14 protein-coding genes are annotated in these 16,831 nt (G+C 60.4%); 10 read left to right on the top strand and 4 right to left on the bottom strand.

The window, feature by feature from the left end:
* Window positions 1–66 precede the first annotated feature (66 nt).
* Window positions 67–2,058 carry a transketolase gene (gene tkt, locus AB5Y85_RS04385; protein ID WP_005338517.1) on the bottom strand — a complete coding sequence of 664 codons (1,992 nt, stop codon included), beginning with the start codon at window positions 2,056–2,058 and terminating at the stop codon, window positions 67–69.
* Between the two features lie 349 nt (window positions 2,059–2,407).
* Here tkt and metK point away from each other — a divergent pair, with 349 nt between their 5' ends.
* From metK to ruvX, 7 genes are all read left to right on the top strand, one after another.
* Window positions 2,408–3,559 carry a methionine adenosyltransferase gene (metK, locus tag AB5Y85_RS04390; protein WP_005338519.1) on the top strand — a complete coding sequence of 384 codons (1,152 nt, stop codon included), beginning with the start codon at window positions 2,408–2,410 and terminating at the stop codon, window positions 3,557–3,559.
* A gap of 68 nt (window positions 3,560–3,627) precedes the next feature.
* Window positions 3,628–4,155: a SprT family zinc-dependent metalloprotease gene (locus tag AB5Y85_RS04395; RefSeq protein WP_236341474.1), complete on the top strand. Its 528-nt coding sequence runs from the start codon at window positions 3,628–3,630 to the stop codon at window positions 4,153–4,155.
* Window positions 4,156–4,227: 72 nt separating this feature from the next.
* Window positions 4,228–4,932, top strand: a complete 705-nt coding sequence (locus AB5Y85_RS04400) for an endonuclease (RefSeq protein WP_257687068.1) — start codon at window positions 4,228–4,230, stop codon at window positions 4,930–4,932.
* A 119-nt stretch (window positions 4,933–5,051) separates the two neighbouring features.
* Window positions 5,052–5,783, top strand: coding sequence for a 16S rRNA (uracil(1498)-N(3))-methyltransferase (gene rsmE, locus AB5Y85_RS04405; RefSeq protein WP_257687069.1), 732 nt, complete (start codon window positions 5,052–5,054; stop codon window positions 5,781–5,783).
* 114 nt (window positions 5,784–5,897) lie between these two features.
* Complete coding sequence (gene gshB / locus AB5Y85_RS04410; RefSeq protein WP_257687070.1) at window positions 5,898–6,848, top strand: glutathione synthase; 951 nt, start codon at window positions 5,898–5,900, stop codon at window positions 6,846–6,848.
* A gap of 201 nt (window positions 6,849–7,049) precedes the next feature.
* Window positions 7,050–7,604, top strand: coding sequence for a YqgE/AlgH family protein (locus tag AB5Y85_RS04415; RefSeq protein WP_005349793.1), 555 nt, complete (start codon window positions 7,050–7,052; stop codon window positions 7,602–7,604).
* A 43-nt stretch (window positions 7,605–7,647) separates the two neighbouring features.
* Window positions 7,648–8,070 carry a Holliday junction resolvase RuvX gene (ruvX, locus tag AB5Y85_RS04420; protein ID WP_005343821.1) on the top strand — a complete coding sequence of 141 codons (423 nt, stop codon included), beginning with the start codon at window positions 7,648–7,650 and terminating at the stop codon, window positions 8,068–8,070.
* A 57-nt stretch (window positions 8,071–8,127) separates the two neighbouring features.
* On the opposite strand, the gene dtpB is transcribed toward ruvX, so the two are convergent.
* The 3 genes from dtpB to AB5Y85_RS04435 all read right to left on the bottom strand — a co-directional run bounded on the left by dtpB (window position 8,128) and on the right by AB5Y85_RS04435 (window position 12,499).
* On the bottom strand, window positions 8,128–9,633 hold the full coding sequence (dtpB, locus tag AB5Y85_RS04425; RefSeq protein ID WP_257687071.1) for a dipeptide/tripeptide permease DtpB: 1,506 nt from the start codon (window positions 9,631–9,633) through the stop codon (window positions 8,128–8,130).
* Between the two features lie 712 nt (window positions 9,634–10,345).
* A complete protein-coding gene (yidZ, locus tag AB5Y85_RS04430) occupies window positions 10,346–11,308 on the bottom strand; it encodes an HTH-type transcriptional regulator YidZ (protein WP_257687072.1) in 963 nt (320 codons plus the stop codon).
* An 18-nt stretch (window positions 11,309–11,326) separates the two neighbouring features.
* Window positions 11,327–12,499 (bottom strand): MFS transporter, encoded by a 1,173-nt coding sequence (locus AB5Y85_RS04435; protein ID WP_257687073.1) that lies wholly within the window; start codon window positions 12,497–12,499, stop codon window positions 11,327–11,329.
* A gap of 365 nt (window positions 12,500–12,864) precedes the next feature.
* On the opposite strand from AB5Y85_RS04435, the gene AB5Y85_RS04440 reads away from it, so the two are divergent.
* Genes AB5Y85_RS04440 through AB5Y85_RS04450 form a run of 3 tightly spaced genes read left to right on the top strand, consistent with a single transcriptional unit; the run spans window position 12,865 to window position 16,782 of the window.
* Window positions 12,865–13,785: a MoxR family ATPase gene (locus tag AB5Y85_RS04440; RefSeq protein WP_257687112.1), complete on the top strand. Its 921-nt coding sequence runs from the start codon at window positions 12,865–12,867 to the stop codon at window positions 13,783–13,785.
* Window positions 13,785–14,780 (top strand): DUF58 domain-containing protein, encoded by a 996-nt coding sequence (locus AB5Y85_RS04445; RefSeq protein ID WP_257687074.1) that lies wholly within the window; start codon window positions 13,785–13,787, stop codon window positions 14,778–14,780. Before AB5Y85_RS04440 ends, AB5Y85_RS04445 begins: the two co-directional genes overlap by 1 nt.
* Window positions 14,767–16,782 carry a DUF3488 and transglutaminase-like domain-containing protein gene (locus tag AB5Y85_RS04450; RefSeq protein ID WP_257687075.1) on the top strand — a complete coding sequence of 672 codons (2,016 nt, stop codon included), beginning with the start codon at window positions 14,767–14,769 and terminating at the stop codon, window positions 16,780–16,782. Before AB5Y85_RS04445 ends, AB5Y85_RS04450 begins: the two co-directional genes overlap by 14 nt.
* Window positions 16,783–16,831: the final 49 nt, after the last annotated feature.

The following is a 16,831-nucleotide window of genomic DNA, read 5'->3' on the forward strand; positions in this document are numbered from 1 at the left end:
ATATTTATGTAAAAAAAGCGCCTCCCGAGGGAGGCGCTTTTCAGTTCAGTACCAAACAATCAGCTATTACAGGGACTCTGCGGTCGCAACCACGTTTTCCACGGTAAAGCCGAATTCCTTGAACAACAGCTCGGCCGGTGCGGACTCACCGAAGGTGGTCATACCGATGATCTTGCCGCCGAAACCGACGTACTTGTACCAGTAGTCAGCGATGCCGGCTTCGATGGCCACACGCTTGGTGACAGAAGACGGCAGGACGGACTCTTTGTACTCGGCAGACTGGGCGTCGAACACGTCGGTAGACGGCAGAGAGACCACGCGCACGGCACGGCCCTTGGCAGTCAGCTGCTCATAGGCGGCAACGGCCAGTTCCACTTCGGAACCGGTGGCGATCAGGATCAGCTCCGGAGTACCGGCGCAATCCTTCAGCACGTAGCCACCCTTGGCGGTATCAGCCAGCTGCTGGGCAGTACGGTCCATTTGGGCCAGGTTCTGACGAGAGAAGATCAGAGAGGTCGGGCCGTCGGTACGCTCGATGGCGTGTTTCCAGGCGATGGCAGATTCAACCTGGTCACACGGACGCCAGGTGCTCATGTTCGGAGTCAGGCGCAGGGAGGCGATCTGCTCAACCGGCTGGTGAGTCGGGCCATCTTCACCCAGACCGATGGAGTCGTGGGTGTAAACGAAGATGGCGCGCTGCTTCATCAGGGCGGCCATGCGCAGGGCGTTGCGAGCGTACTCCATAAACATCAGGAAGGTAGCGCCGTAGGGGATGAAACCACCGTGCAGAGCGATACCGTTCATGATGGCGGACATGCCGAACTCGCGTACACCGTAGTGGATGTAGTTGCCGGAGGCATCGTCGTTGGTCAGGGACTTGGAGCCGGACCACATGGTCAGGTTGGACGGAGCCAGGTCGGCAGAGCCGCCCATGAACTCCGGCAGCAGCTTGCCGAAGGCTTCCAGAGAGTTCTGGGACGCTTTACGGGTTGCGATCTTGGCCGGGTTGGCTTGCAGGGTTTCGATGATCTTGGCGGATTCAGCAGCCCAGTTGGCCGGCAGTTCGCCAGCGGTGCGGCGCTTGAATTCGGCAGCCAGCGTCGGGTGAGCGGCTTCATAGGCGGCGAACTTGGCAGCCCAGTCGGCTTCCAGCGCAGCGCCCTTCTCCTGAGCGTTCCATTCGGCAGCGATATCGGCCGGGATAACGAACGGCGCGTGGTCCCACTTCAGGAAGGCACGTGCAGCGGCGATCTCGTCGTTGCCGAGCGGCGAGCCGTGGCAGTCGTGAGAACCGGATTTGTTCGGGGAGCCGTAACCGATGATGGTGCGGCAGCAGATCAGGGTCGGCTTGCCGGTCTCGGCCTTGGCGGCTTCGATGGCGGCATTAATAGCTTCCGGGCTGTGACCGTCAACAGCCGGGATTACGTGCCAGCCGTAGGCTTCGAAACGCTTGACGGTGTCGTCGGTGAACCAGCCTTCAACGTGACCGTCGATGGAGATACCGTTGTCATCCCAGAACGCGATCAGTTTGCCCAGTTGCAGGGTACCGGCCAGAGAGCAAGCCTCGTGGGAGATACCTTCCATCAGGCAGCCGTCGCCCATAAAGGCGTAGGTGTAGTGGTCAACGATGTCGTGGCCCGGCTGGTTGAACTGCTCAGCCATGGCTTTTTCGGCGATCGCCATACCAACGGCGTTGGTGATGCCCTGACCCAGCGGGCCAGTGGTGGTTTCAACGCCCGGTGCATAGCCGTACTCCGGGTGACCCGGGGTGCGAGAGTGCAGTTGGCGGAAGTTTTTCAGATCGTCGATGGAGAGGTCATAACCGGAGAGGTGCAGCAGGGAGTACAGCAGCATGGAGCCGTGGCCGTTGGAGAGAATGAAACGGTCGCGGTCGGCCCACTTGGGGTTGTTCGGGTTATGTCTGAGGTGGCTACGCCACAGCACTTCGGCGATATCCGCCATTCCCATGGGGGCGCCCGGGTGACCGGAGTTGGCTTTTTGAACGGCATCCATACTCAATGCACGAATGGCATTGGCAAGCTCTTTACGAGAAGGCATCTGAATCTCCTGCGATTGCTTCATTTGATGGCCAAGATTAAGGCGCGTTATTGTCCCAGCAGGGCGCGCGGCGTGCAAATATTATCTGGATGAATAAAGTGGCTTTGGGAGGACAATCGCTTTTCTTGCCCTCTATTGACCAAAGCAACCAGAGAAAAACGTTTGATTTCCATCCCTTTCGGGATAGGAGAGCACCGCTTGTGACCCATTAGACACTGCGCGACAAAATAGTGCTGGCAATCGGGGGGGGCGCTAATTAAAATAGACGTCCAGATGTAGATACCTCTACACCATCCCATTCATCCGGTTATTGCCGTAGCGATAACCCAGACAAGCTGAGACTCTTATCATGGCAAAGCTGTTTACTTCCGAGTCGGTCTCCGAAGGCCATCCCGACAAGATTGCGGACCAGATCTCCGATGCGGTACTGGACGCCATCCTCAAGCAAGATACCAAGGCACGCGTTGCCTGTGAGACCCTGGTCAAGACCGGTATGGTCATGGTGGCCGGCGAAGTAACCACCTCTGCCTGGGTTGATATCGAAGAGATCGTGCGTGATACCGTACGTGAAATCGGCTACACCCACTCCGACATGGGCTTCGATGCTGACTCCTGCGCCGTGCTGAACGCCATCGGCAAGCAGTCCCCGGATATCAACCAGGGCGTTGACCGCAGCGATCCGCTGGAGCAGGGCGCGGGCGACCAGGGCCTGATGTTCGGCTACGCCACCAACGAAACCGACGTGCTGATGCCGGCCCCCATCACCTACTCTCACCTGCTGGTGAAGCGTCAGGCTGAAGTGCGCAAGAACGGCACCCTGCCGTGGCTGCGTCCGGATGCCAAGAGCCAGCTGACCTTCGCCTACGACGACGCAGGCAAGATCATCGGTGTCGATGCAGTTGTTCTGTCTACCCAGCACGCCGAATCCATCAGCCACAAGGATCTGGTTGAAGCGGTACGCGAAGAGATCATCAAGCCGGTGCTGCCGGCCGAGTGGGTCAACAAGGACACCAAATACTTCATCAACCCGACCGGCCGTTTCGTTATCGGCGGCCCTATGGGTGACTGCGGTCTGACCGGTCGCAAGATCATCGTCGACACCTACGGCGGCATGGCCCGTCACGGTGGTGGCGCCTTCTCCGGTAAGGATCCGTCCAAGGTTGACCGCTCCGCTGCCTACGCCGCCCGCTACGTTGCCAAAAACATCGTGGCCGCCGGTCTGGCCGATCGCTGTGAAATCCAGATCTCCTACGCCATCGGCGTGGCCGAGCCGACCTCCATCAGCGTCGAAACCTTCGGTACTGCCAAGGTCGCCGAAGAACTGCTGGTCAAGCTGGTGCGCGAGCACTTCGAACTGCGCCCGTATGGCCTGATCGAAATGCTGGATCTGAAGCGTCCGATCTACCAGGCTACTGCCGCCTACGGTCACTTCGGTCGCGACGAGTTCCCGTGGGAGCAGACCGACAAGGCCGAACTGCTGCGTTCTGCCGCTGGCCTGTAAGGCTCGCTGTTGTGATAAAAGGGGAGCCTGGCTCCCCTTTTGCTTATCCGCCATTTGACGAGATGTTGATGTCTGCCACTCCTGCCCAGCTTGTCGCCCTGCTGCAACAACGCGTAGAAGCCTGTTTTGTGCAGGCCGAGGCGCGCCTTGGCCGCACCTTCCCCCGCCCGCGGATCTACTGCAATATGCGGGGCCGGGCGGCGGGATCGGCGCGGCTGCAAACCTGGGAGCTGCGCTTCAATCCCGCCCTCTATCAGGCCAACCAGCAGGCGTTTCTGGCCGAGGTGGTGCCCCACGAGGTGGCCCATCTGCTGGTCTATGCCCTGTGGGGGGACGGGCGCGGCAAAAACCGGGTCTTGCCTCACGGCCGCCAGTGGCAGTCGGTGATGCGGGAGGTGTTCGGCCTTGAGCCCAGAACCACCCACAGCTTCGATCTGGCGGTACTGGCCCAGCGCACTGTGCCCTATCGCTGTCACTGCCAGCAGCATCAACTGTCGATACGCCGCCACAACAAGGTGGTGCGCGGCGAGGCCCGCTACCACTGCCGCCGCTGCAAGCAACCGCTGGAGCGGGAACGGCCGGAGCCAGAGCAGTAAGCCAGCGTGTGTCGCGCCCCTGTGGTAGGGTGCCGCCATCGTTCGTCAATCACTCCGTTTGCAAGGAATCCCATGCGTTTCATCTCCTCCCTCGCCCTGACCCTGCTGGCCGGTTTGCCGCTGCTCAGCGCCCCCCTGCACGCCCAGACCTTTCGCGAAGCCAAGCAGGATCTGGTGAAGCTCTATCGCAGCCAGCCTGCGGTCACCACCTTCTACTGCGGCTGCGACATCGACTATCAGGGCAAGAAAATGAGCCCGGATCTCGCCAGTTGCGGCTATGAGCCGCGCAAGCAGGCCAAGCGCGCCGCCCGCATCGAGTGGGAGCACGTGGTCCCGGCCTGGGAGTTCGGCCACCAGCTGCAATGCTGGCAGGATGGCGGTCGCAAGAACTGCGAAAAATCGAGCCCCGAGTTCAACAAGATGGAGGGGGACATGCACAACCTCTTCCCCGCCATTGGCGAGGTGAACGGCGATCGGGCCAACTACCGCTTCTCCGACTGGAACGGCAATCCGTATCAGTATGGTCAGTGCCAGATGCTGGTGGATTTCAAGGATCGTCGAGTGCAGCCGCCCAAGGGGCCGGTACGGGGCCAGATTGCCCGCGCCTACCTCTACATGAGCCAGCAGTATGGGCTGCGTCTGGCAGCGCAACAGCGTAAACTGTTTGAAGCTTGGGATCGCCAGTACCCGGCAGAGGGCTGGGAGTGCGAGCGCAACCGCCGCATCGGCAAGCTGCAGGGCAATACCAATCCCTTTATTGAAAAGCAGTGCCAATAACCCCATTTGACCTGGGAGGGGATCGCCCCTCCTAATCATGAAACTCTTTCCTTCTGCCGCGTGAGCCTTGCTCGCCGCAGGATATAAAGGGTTTCCAAGCAAGAGACTGACAAGCAGCCATGCGCATTCCACGTATCTATGAACCGGCCACCCTGCAAGTTGGCCAGACCATCGCCCTATCGGAAGACGGCGCCAACCATATCGGCCGGGTACTGCGCATGCAGCCGGGCCAGCAGCTCGAGCTGTTCAACGGCGATGGCAATCAATATCCCGCCACCATCGCCAGCGTCGGCAAAAAGTCGGTGGAAGTGACCATCGACAGCTGCGACGTCCAATCAGTGGAGTCACCGCTGGCCATCCACTTGGGTCAGGTGATCAGCCGCGGCGACAAGATGGACTTCACCATCCAGAAATCGGTGGAGCTGGGCGTCACCTGCATCACCCCGCTCTTCTCCGAGCGCTGCGGCGTCAAGCTGCCGGCAGACCGGCTGGAGAAGAAGCGCGAACAGTGGCAAAAGGTGGTGATCAGCGCCTGCGAACAGTGCGGCCGCAACGTGGTGCCAGAGGTGCGCATGCCGATGGAGCTGGACGCCTGGCTGGCGGAAGAGACCAGAGAGCTCAAGCTCAACCTGCACCCGCGCGCCGAGTACAGCATCAACACCCTGCCCGTTCCCGAGCACGGCGTGCGCCTGCTGATTGGCCCGGAAGGGGGATTGTCGAGCGACGAGATCGCCCGTACCGTGCAGGAAGATTTCAAAGAGATGCTGCTGGGGCCGCGGGTGCTGCGTACCGAAACCGCCGCACTGACTGCGATTACTGCGCTGCAATGCCGCTTTGGCGATCTCGCTTGATACTATCGGCCGCATCAATCAGCCTCATGGCTGCATCGACGCAGCCACAAGCGGCCGATTACGCTGCGCTAATCGACCCTATAACCCTATCGAGCCATTAAAAAGGAACAGCGGATGACCATTAAACTCGGCATCGTGATGGACCCCATCTCGGCCATCAACATCAAGAAAGATTCCAGCTTTGCCATGCTCGAAGAGGCGCAAAAGCGCGGCTATGAGCTCTTCTATCTGGAGATGAAGGATCTCTACATGGAAGCCGGTCGTGCCTTTGGCACCATGCGCCCGCTCACCGTCAAATATGACTATGCCGACTGGTACAAACTGGGCGAGGTGGTGGATCAGCCCCTCTCCAACCTCGATGTGATCCTGATGCGCAAGGATCCGCCGTTCGACACCGAATTTATCTACGCCACCTACATGCTGGAGCGGGCCGAGGATGAGGGTTGCCTTATCGTCAACAAGCCGCAGAGCCTGCGCGACGCCAACGAGAAGCTCTACACCGCCTGGTTTGCCGAGCACACCCCGACCACGCTGGTGACCCGCCGCGCCGACAAGCTGCGTGCCTTCCACGCCCAGCACAAAGACGTGATCTTGAAGCCCTTGGATGGCATGGGCGGCGCCTCCATCTTCCGCATGAAGGAAGATGACGCCAACGTCGGGGTCATCATCGAAACCCTGACCGCCCACGGCAGCCAATACTGCATGGCCCAGACCTTTTTGCCTGCCATCAAGGATGGCGACAAGCGGGTGCTGGTGGTGGACGGTGAACCGGTGCCTTACTGCCTCGCCCGTATTCCGGCGCAGGGCGAGACCCGTGGCAATCTGGCGGCCGGTGGCCGTGGTGAAGCACGTCCCCTGAGCGAAGCTGACTGGGCTATTGCCCGCGCGGTGGGCCCGACGTTGAAAGAGAAAGGCCTCATCTTCGTCGGCCTCGACATCATCGGCGATCGCCTGACCGAGATTAACGTCACCAGCCCGACCTGCATTCGCGAGATTGAAGCGGCCTTCGATGTACACATCACCGGCATGCTGATGGATGCCATCGAGCGTCGGCTGGGCAAATAATCGCCTGGCAGGCTAACCGGCCTGTTCAGGGGTAACCCGCCCCTGACAAGCCCGGAAACAGAGAGGGTGGCCCGGCGCCACCCTCTCTGTTTAAAGGCAATCCGGAAAGGGGCAGGATCTCGCCCTGCCCAAAAAGCGGTTTTTCCCATGGGGATCAACTGCCATAATTGACTTCAAATACCTTTGCACTATTTGGCCTCTATGCAAACACTGCAAAATCACTTCCTGCTTGCCATGCCAAGCCTGACGGATCCCTACTTCGAGCGCTCGCTGGTCTATCTGTGCGAGCACAACGAAGAGGGCGCCATGGGACTGGTCGTCAACATTCCGGTGGAGATGTCGCTGGAAACCATGCTGACCCAGCTCCAGCTCAACCCGCCCAACAACCCGGAGCTCAAGCAGCCTGTACTGCAAGGGGGGCCGGTTCACGCCGATCGCGGCTTCGTGCTGCACAGCTTCCGCCCCGGTTTCAACTCCACCCTGCAGGTGGGGGATGAGATGATGGTGACCACTTCCAAGGATATTCTGGAAACCCTGGGTACGAGCGAGGCTCCTGCCCATTGGCTGGTGGCCCTTGGCTATGCCGGCTGGAGCGCCGGGCAGCTGGAGCAGGAGCTGGTGGATGGCGCCTGGCTGGTGATCCCCCCCAATCCGGCTCTGGTGTTCAAGACCCCCATTCACAAACGTTGGCAGCAAGCTGCCGCCAGCATAGGGGTGAACCCGGTTCACCTCTCCAGCGATATCGGCCACAGCTGATCGGCTGGCCCGCTCCGCTCTCTATTTCGAGGATTTATCAGTTATGTCATCACGCAGCATCATGGGCTTTGACTATGGCACCAAGAGCATTGGCGTCGCCATCGGTCAGGAGCTGACTGGCACAGCCCAGCCTCTGCGCGCCCTCAAGGCCAACGACGGCATCCCCAACTGGGACGAGATTGAGAAGCTGCTCAAGGAGTGGCAACCGGACCTGCTGGTGGTCGGCCTGCCGCTGAACATGGATGGTACCGATCAGGAGATCACGGTACGGGCCCGCAAATTCGGCAACCGGCTACATGGCCGTTTCGGCAAGCCGGTGGAGTTCAAGGATGAGCGACTCACCACCACAGATGCCCGCGCCCGCCTGTTTGAGCGAGGCGGCTATCGCGCGCTGGAAAAAGGCAGCGTGGACGGGGTATCGGCGCAGCTGATCGTCGAAGCCTGGATGGAAGAGCAGTACAACTAAACCATCAACAGCAAGGCAAGGGTCGCCGCCCTTGCCTTGTCTCGCACTATCCCCTCATTACGCCTGTGATTGTCCCGCCACCAGCCCTTGGGCCTCGGTCGGGTTCGCATTCATCATCCGGTTGAGCCAGGGCACCATCAGCCCCATCACCACCGCAATCAGCAGGGTCGCCATCCCGATCTTGCCAAATACGCCGGTGTAAATGGGCAAAGTTTGCAGCGGATCCGTCATCCCTTGCGGCACGGCGGTAAAAGTCGCCACATAGCCACCCAGCAGGGACGCCATCGCCTGAGTCAGGAACCACATTCCGAGAATGAAGCCCATCAGGCGTTGTGGCACCAGCGCGGCGACCATCGCCAGCCCCAGCGCACTGATCATCAGCTCGCCCAGACTCTGGAACAGGTAGATAAGCACCATAAACCAGGGGGAGGTAAGCCCCTGCTCATCGGCAAACCACCAGCCGGATGCTGCCGCCGTCAGAAAGCCCAGCGAGCAGAAGAACATCCCGAGGGTGAACTTGAGCGGCATGGTGAGATCCCGCCCCTTGCTGCCCATTCGGGTATAGATCATCGCGAGTACCGGGCTACCCACCACCACCCAGAAGGGGTTGAGCGCCTGGAAGCTGACCGGGTTAACGCTCATGCCCAGCATCTCATGGTGCATGTTGTTGATGGCAAAGAAGTTCAGAGACGTCGGCATCTGGGCGTAAAGCACATAGAAGAGCACCGCCTCCAGCATCAGCACGAAGGCCACATACATCTTGTTGCGGCCCACTGTGTCAAGCCTGAATGCCTCGCGAAAAAAGAAGATCACCACGGCGATGGTCACCGTCATCAGCACCATGTTGGCGATCACCACGTGGTGCATCAGCCAGGCGCAGAAGAAGACCATGGCTACCGAACCCAATATAACCAGCAGCAGCTTACTGTAATTCAGTGGCAGGTGATCCGGCGCGGAGCCAATATCCTTGACCATATTGCGGCAGGCAAAGAAGGTGAGCAGCGCAATAATCAGCCCCACCCCGCACAGGTTATAGGTCACGGTATAGCCGTAATGATCGGCAATCACCGGCGCGAGCGAGAGGGAGATAAGGGAGCCAATATTGATCGACATATAGAACAGGGTAAACGCCCCATCCAGCCGCGGATCTTTTGGCTGGTAGCATTTTGACAGCAGGCTGGCCGGATTGGCCTTGAACAGGCAGTTACCGACCGCGATGGTGCCTAGCGCATAGAAAATCAGGTCGGGATTGTAGATCGACAGACCGGTCATAAAATAACCGACCACTAATACGATAGCCCCGAGCACCATGGTGCGCTTGGTGCCGAGAACATGGTCACCGACATAGCCACCGACCGAGATCAGGCCATATACCAGCGCCGAGAAGGCACCGAAGGTAATAAAGGATTGCTCTTGGGAAAATCCCAGTTGCTGCACAAAGAAAACCGCCAATATCCCCTGCACGCCGTAATAACCGAAGCGCTCCCAGAGTTCGACGAAAAATATCATAAAGAAGGGTTTGGGCTGTTGTAACAACCCTGTGGGTGCTGTTGCTGGACGCATATCAACCTGCCTTTGCTGAGATTTATTTTTATTAATCTGGTGGTAGCTGCCGCACTATTTTCTCTTCCGTCATTGCCATAACGGGGAGCACAGTCAGCCTGCCAATCTGGCTATTTTCGGGTGCACGGGCCCCGTTCGATGAAAGGTGTTTTTTCATCTAGCCGGTTTCAATTAGGTGTTATCGGGGGATGGTGAGTGGCGTCTCCCGGTACAGTTACTGGCTCCGGGTTCTACCTTTGCAGCATCCCTTTACTCAAGCCAGTTTATCAACCTTGATACTTATTCCCCTCTGCTCCGTCACTCATGGCTGGTGGCCAGATAGCCGGGGCATGGCACGGCCACAGACGACCTGTGGGGCTGGCTCACGCTGCGCTCTACTGGCAGTCACCTACGCAGGCGCTATCTAACCCCGCCATTCCAAGGGGAGTCATGCTATATCACTGCAAATACAGGAACTTAATGGTCGATCACACTTTAAAAGTGACCATCAGTGAAGTTTTCTAATGAACCCACATGAATTTTTTTCGTGAAAAGAGCTTCACTCGAGACGTGCAACCAAGGCCAATCTGTGCATAAAGAGAGTTGAATGGCACACAGCTTGAACCCGAACTCGGCACTTAAGTCGTGCAAAAGCCCACTCATCCGGGCGATACGACAACAAAAAGCCGGAGCAGATGGCTCCGGCAGATCGATGGGCACCGTCACGACCACATTAGCGTGGCGATTCATCGTTGTAGAGTCGCCGGATCTCGTTGCGCAGCCACATCACCTTGGCATCCTGATTATGCCGCTTGTGCCACAGCAAGATGAAGGCGATCTCCAGCTGGGCGTAGAGCTTCTCGGGGAGCGGCAGCGGCATGGCGATCAGATTGCCGTGATGCCGACTGGCATAACCACCGCAGTAGGAAGGAGCCACCGCAATCAGTTCGTGGCTCGACTGGGAGGCAATATGCAGCGCCTGCTCGAAGCTTGAGACCATGATGGGCACCTCCCGCTTCAGCCCCTCGTCCTCCAGCAGACTGTCGAGGGCCCAAGTATCGTTCGCTTCCCACACCATGCTGATCTGGGGGCAGGCCAGAAAGTTCTCCAGCGACCACTTCTGCTGGAGCAAGGGGTGATCCTTGCGCAGAAAAACCACCGGGCGATCGGTGAACAGCACCTCGTGATCGATGTAATAGGGCAACCGGTTGACCTTGGCCTGGGAGCGACCATGGGTCTCGCGGGCACAGAAGCCGAGATCCGCATCACCGTTGACGATGTCGTTGAGAGAGTGGTGATCCCACCCCAGCATCCTGACCACCGAGTTGGGGTACTTCTGGTAGATGGTCATGGGCAGATCGCTCAGGAAGCTGATGTAGAAGGGGGACTCCATCACCAGCGTGAAACGGGCACCGTCGGGGATCGCCTCGCTATTGAGCGAGGTGATGCTGTCGGTGAGCTGGAACCAGACCTTCAGCTCCTCCTCCAGGGTCAGGGAGAGGTTGGTGGGCTGCAACCCCTGCCGCACCCGCACAAACAGGGGATCGTCAAACCACTCCCGCAATTTGGCCAGAGACTTGCTCACCGCCGACGGAGTGACACAGAGCTTTTTGGCCGCCCCTGCCACACTGCGCTCCTGCATCAGGTACTTGAACACCACCAGCAGGTTCAAATCGAGTTCAGCCAGATTGCGCATATCCCCTCTCATCTTCCATCAGCCCTGCGACCGAGCTTCACGAAGCGCGAGCCATGGTAACAGCCCTTTGACAGCCAGGTAACTGAGCAGAGCCAGCATCAGGGCATAGATCAGCATCTCGGACGGAGTAAAGCCAAGTTGGCCCAGCAGCCAGATATAGAGGCCGGAGAGGCTGATCTGCATGATGCAGAGCACGGCGCTGGCAAAGGCCACATTGTGCTGACAACCGTCGAGCGCCTCCCCCATCGCCACCCCGAAGCCACAGGAGAACCCGACACAGACCAGCGCAAACCCCGGCAGCAACAGATGGATATCGCCCCCCGCCTGCCAGCTGCCGATCAGTGAGCACGCCGCCAGCAGATAGGAGAGATGAGACACCGCCAGCACTTTCTGTTTGCCCAACCAGCGCAACAGCAGGGGCGTCAGGAAGGAGGTGGACATACTCACGCCGGCCATCACCATCATCACGATGGAGTACTGCTCGGTAGTGAAGCCAAACTCCTTCATCAGGATCAGCGGCGAGACGCTGACATAGACCAGAATGGCGGTCACACTGGCACTGGTCAGCAGGGAGAGCAGCATAAAGCGCGGCGAGCGCAGCAGGGCAAAGGGCAGCGCAGCGCCACTGTCCGGTTGCCGTGCTGGGCGGGTCTCCTTGAGCAGAAGCAAGTTCACCAGACCGCTAACGGCCGCCACCAGCGCCATCGCCACGAAGATCCCGCGCCAATCAAAATGGGACAGGATAAGGTAACCGAGCACCGGCGCCAGCACCGGGATCACGCAGATAACCCCGTTGATCATCGAGAGCGCCATCGCCAGCCGCTCCTGACTCAGCACGTCCCGCAGCACGGTAAAGGTCATGATATAGAGCGCCCCCGCCCCGACTCCCTGCCAGAAACGGCCGAAATAGAACTGACTTATCCCCTCTGCGCTGCCTGCCACCAGCGAGGCGAGGACAAAAATCAGCGCGCCCCCCAGCACCACCCAGCGCCGCCCGAAGCGATCGGCAATCATCCCCCCCAGTAGCACGGTCGCCGCCATGCCAAACAGATAGATGGAGAAGGCGGTGTGGATCTGCGCCTCGCTCGCCTGCAGGGTATCGGCAATCTTGGGCACCGCCACCAGATAGAGATCGATCCCGACCGGATAGAGGATGACCATCAGAAAAGTGCACAACAGGAATACAGGCATGGATGCTCCATAACAGATTGGCGTGCTGATACCTGCCAGATCACAGCGACAGGCGAACAGTGGCGGGGCCAAGGTGGTGACAAAGGTAGCAACACAGTGCGTCGCAATGGGGGCAACTATATGGGCGCCAACCGCTCTCACCTAGTGAAGAGATGGCGATCGGTACATTCCAATCAGGAAATATTGTATTGAGCTGCGTGCCTGGACGGCCATATTGAATCGAGCAGACTCACTAATAAACCGCGTCACCTCCCGCTCATAGCCATCCCTGCGCTGCACTTTTCCACCCGTCTGTTATCCGCCTTCGCCCTTGCGGGCGTATAAGCTGTAGGTGCGACGCAATACAGGGAATGTGTATGAAGGGAATGAAGAGAGAAGAGCAGATTGCCGGGCTGCTGGCGGCACTGGAGCAAGTCATTCTGGGCAAGCCGCTGCAACTGAAAATCGCGCTGGTGACCCTGCTGGCGCGTGGTCATCTGCTGATCGAGGATCTGCCCGGTATGGGCAAGACCACCCTGGCCCACGCGCTGGCACAGGTACTGGGGCTGGCATGCAGGCGGATGCAGTTCACCGCCGATCTGCTCCCCGCCGACCTGCTGGGGTTGCAGATCTTTGACCCCCAGCAACAAACATTTCGCTTTCACCCCGGCCCCATCTTCACCCAGGTTCTACTGGCAGACGAGATCAACCGTGCCAGCCCCAAGGTGCAGAGCGCCCTGCTGGAGGCGATGGCCGAGGGCAAGGTGAGCATTGAGGGCCACACGCACCCACTCCCCGATCCATTTTTCGTCATCGCCACCCAGAATCCGGCGGATCAGGCTGGCACCTATCCGCTGCCGGAGTCCCAGCTCGACCGCTTCGCCGTGCGACTCTCTTTGGGTTTTCCGCCGCGAGAGGCGGAGCGCCAGCTACTGCGGGGCCACCAACCGACTGGCCCATTGCCCGCCATGCTGGATGCTGCCGGGCTCGCCACCTTGCAAAGCGAAGGGGATGCCATCCATGTTTCCGATGCCACCCTCGACTACCTGCTGGCGCTGGTGCACCAGAGCCGCTTTGCTGGGGATCTGCCACAGCCCCTCTCCCCCCGGGCAGCCCAGACCTTGCTGGCGGTGAGCCGGGCCTGGGCGCTGGTTGCGGGACGGCGCTTTGTCACGGTGGAGGATGTGCAGGCAGTCTTCCCCTATGTGGCCGAGCATCGGCTGCGGGGCAGCTTTGGCGTACAGCACGGCGAAGCCTGTCCCCTGAGCCAGCGGCTGCTGGCCAGGGTCGATCCGGACAATCCCTGATGAGCAAATTGCTAAACCGTTGGCAGCAGTGGCGAGCCCGCTGGCAGCGACGCTGGCTCGACCGCCGCATTCCCCCGGCCCGCCAGATCACGTTGGGTACCCGCAGCCTCTTTATCCTCCCCACCCGCATGGGGCTGCTCTATCTGCTGGTGCTGCTCGCCATCTATCTGCTAGGCACCAACTACCAGAACAATCTGGTACTGCTGCTGGCCTACTGCCTCGGCAGCCTGTTTATGGCAGCCATGTGGCTCACCCACCGCAACCTGCTGGGGCTGGAGCTGCTGGGTGGCCCGCTGGTGCTGGGGGAAGCGGGTAGCCAGCTGCCTATCCGTATCTTGGTGCAGAGCCCGCGCCCGGTACAGGCACTTCACTTTAGCCTCAACGAAGGCACCCTCTGGCTGGCACAGGCCGACGCTGTGGCCAGCTCAGTTATCCTGCCAGTATCGGGCTCGCGCCGTGGGCCAGTGCCCCTTGGTCGATTGCGGGTCGAGAGCCGCTACCCCCTCGGTCTGTTTCGCTGCTGGTCCCTGCTGGACTTGCAGCTGGAGGGCTGGCTTTCCCCCAAACCCGCGTTCGGGGCACTAAGAGGGGAACATGCGACCCAAAGCGAAGGGCATCAGGGCCAGCCCGCGCCAGCTCCCCTCGGTGACTTTGATACCCTGCGGACACATCAGGCCGGTGAGCCACTGAGCCGAGTCGCCTGGAAGCAACTTGCCCAAGGGCGCGGCCTGCTGACCAAACAGTTCCATGAACCGCAGCAGGATGACACTCACCTCACCTTGCAGCGGGTCGCAGGCGGGGATCTGGAGCAGCGGCTGGCGGTGCTGGCCTGGTGGTGCGCCGATTACGGCAAGCGGGGCATCCCCTTTACCCTGACGCTGACAAACCAGACGCTGGGGCCCGATAGCGGTGCCGCCTTTGTGCAGCGCTGCCTGCTGGCACTGGCCCAGTTCGATGCCACACCACATAAGAGCACGCAGGATGCTGCTCGATAACCGCCGCCTGCTGCCACTCATCGCCCTGCAACAGCTGCTGCTGGTCGCGGCGCTCTGGCCCCAACTGCAGATCTGGGTAGTGGCTGTGGGCGCCGCAACCCTCGGCATCCGGGCCATGATGCTGTGGCGCGGCTGGCCGCCCCTTTCTACCCGCTGGTTGGCGCTGCTGGCCATCACCACTGTGCTGTTGCTGGGACTACAGTGGCGTGGCTTGGGCACCCTGCCCGCCCTGATCAATCTGCTCTGGCTCGGCTATAGCCTCAAGATGATCGAGGTACGGCGCGAGCGGGATATCGAGCTGGTACTGCTGCTCGCCTTCTTTCTTATCGCGCTGGCGTTGGTGCAGCGACAGAGCATCGGCTGGACGGCCGGAATGACAGTAGCACTCTGGCTGGCAGTAACCACGCTGGTGGCCGCCGTCGCCCCCGAACAGAAACGGCCTTGGCGCAGTGCGGGTGGTACCCTGCTGCTGGCGCTTCCACTGCTCATCACCCTGTTTTTGCTGCTGCCGAGGTTGCCGCCCCTCTGGCAGATGCCCACCACCAGCCTTGCCCTGTCGGGCCTCTCGGAAGAGCTGGCCCCCGGCGATATCAGCGAACTGGTCAACTCCTCGGAACTGGCGTTTCGGGTCACTTTTGCCGATGGCCCACCCCCTGCCCGCGAGCGCTACTTTCCGGTGATGCGCCAAGAAGTTTTCGATGGCCAGCGCTGGTTGCTGAGCCCCGAGGTCAAAGCATGGCAGCAGACAGTGCCGGTGCAAACCGGGCTCACCCTTCTGGCATCCTCTTCACAGGCCAACACTCAACTGGCAGATAGTCCGTTGCCCGCCGGGAGCTACGAGGTGATCGCCCAGCCCCAGCGCCACCGCTGGGCCTTTGCTCTGAGTGAACCGCGCCTGCTGGCGGGTCCGGTGCTGCTAACCCCTCTAGACACCCTCTATCGACAGGGGAGCGGCGAGGTGGCGATCCGCTATCGCATTGGCCGCGGCGAAGCGCAGCAAGAGGATGACCACCAAGCCGCCCAGCGCAACCAGCAACTGCCAGCCGGAGGCAACCCGAGAGCGCGCGCCCATGGCCAAGTGCTGGCTGTGCGCTATCCAGAACGCGCAGCGCTGGTCGCCGCCCTGCTAGCGCAGTTTCGCAGCCAATCCTATTACTACACTCTGACCCCGCCACGACTTGGCAGTGACGGGGTGGATGAGTTCCTGTTCGATACTCGGCGCGGCTTTTGCGGCCACTACGCCATGGCGACCGCTTTCGTACTGCGCGCCGCCGGTATTCCGGCACGGCTGGTCACCGGTTATCTCGGCGGCGAGTGGAATCCCACAGGCAACTATCTGGCGGTACACCAGTTCGATGCTCACGCCTGGGTGGAGTATCTCGATGAAGAGGGATCATGGCGGCGAATCGACCCCACTGCGGCAGTGGCACCGGAGCGTATTGAAGGCGGCGTGAGGGAGGCGCTGAGCGACGAGTTTACCGCTGCCGACCCCCTCGCTTTGCAGCGTTATCGCAACTGGGCCCTGCTCAATCAACTGCGCTGGTGGGGCAACAATATCGACTACCAGTGGAGTCGCTGGGTGATTGGTTACGATGCGGGTCAGCTCTGGCAACAAATCGGCCTGCGCTGGCCCGCACTGGCGGGGCACACTCCCTGGTTGATCCTCGCCAGCCTGATGCTGGTCGCCCTGCTAGTGAGCCTGCCCCTGCTGTTGCCCGCCCGCCTGCCGCCAGAGCGGCGTATCTGGCAGCCCCTGCTCAAACGGGGCAAACGCAGTGGCTACCCACCCCAGCCCGCCGAGAGCATGGGGGCATGGTGCGAACGGCTGGCACGGCTGCGTCCCGACCTTGCCCACCCCCTGCTAAAGAGTGCGTGGCTCTATCGACTCTGGCGTTATGCCCCCCTCAGCGACCGGCAACAAGGGCGCTGCGGGCGCCAGTTGCGACGGCGTATCAGGCAACTCGTTCGGCGCTGGGATCAACAGCCAACGAGTGCGCCATAAAAGAAGGGGGAGCCACCGGCTCCCCCTTCAGGTTTTAATCAAGAGGTTT

Origin of the sequence: Aeromonas sp. R3-1 (assembly GCF_040908345.1) — a bacterium.
In the GTDB taxonomy this organism is placed as follows: Bacteria; Pseudomonadota; Gammaproteobacteria; order Enterobacterales; family Aeromonadaceae; genus Aeromonas; species Aeromonas veronii.

Coding starts and splice junctions, on each gene's coding strand:
- tkt (WP_005338517.1), bottom strand. CDS start 2,058: ATGCCTTCTCGTAAAGAGCTTGCCAATGCCATTCGTGCATTGAGTATG.
- metK (WP_005338519.1), top strand. CDS start 2,408: ATGGCAAAGCTGTTTACTTCCGAGTCGGTCTCCGAAGGCCATCCCGAC.
- AB5Y85_RS04395 (WP_236341474.1), top strand. CDS start 3,628: ATGTCTGCCACTCCTGCCCAGCTTGTCGCCCTGCTGCAACAACGCGTA.
- AB5Y85_RS04400 (WP_257687068.1), top strand. CDS start 4,228: ATGCGTTTCATCTCCTCCCTCGCCCTGACCCTGCTGGCCGGTTTGCCG.
- rsmE (WP_257687069.1), top strand. CDS start 5,052: ATGCGCATTCCACGTATCTATGAACCGGCCACCCTGCAAGTTGGCCAG.
- gshB (WP_257687070.1), top strand. CDS start 5,898: ATGACCATTAAACTCGGCATCGTGATGGACCCCATCTCGGCCATCAAC.
- AB5Y85_RS04415 (WP_005349793.1), top strand. CDS start 7,050: ATGCAAACACTGCAAAATCACTTCCTGCTTGCCATGCCAAGCCTGACG.
- ruvX (WP_005343821.1), top strand. CDS start 7,648: ATGTCATCACGCAGCATCATGGGCTTTGACTATGGCACCAAGAGCATT.
- dtpB (WP_257687071.1), bottom strand. CDS start 9,633: ATGCGTCCAGCAACAGCACCCACAGGGTTGTTACAACAGCCCAAACCC.
- yidZ (WP_257687072.1), bottom strand. CDS start 11,308: ATGCGCAATCTGGCTGAACTCGATTTGAACCTGCTGGTGGTGTTCAAG.
- AB5Y85_RS04435 (WP_257687073.1), bottom strand. CDS start 12,499: ATGCCTGTATTCCTGTTGTGCACTTTTCTGATGGTCATCCTCTATCCG.
- AB5Y85_RS04440 (WP_257687112.1), top strand. CDS start 12,865: ATGAAGAGAGAAGAGCAGATTGCCGGGCTGCTGGCGGCACTGGAGCAA.
- AB5Y85_RS04445 (WP_257687074.1), top strand. CDS start 13,785: ATGAGCAAATTGCTAAACCGTTGGCAGCAGTGGCGAGCCCGCTGGCAG.
- AB5Y85_RS04450 (WP_257687075.1), top strand. CDS start 14,767: ATGCTGCTCGATAACCGCCGCCTGCTGCCACTCATCGCCCTGCAACAG.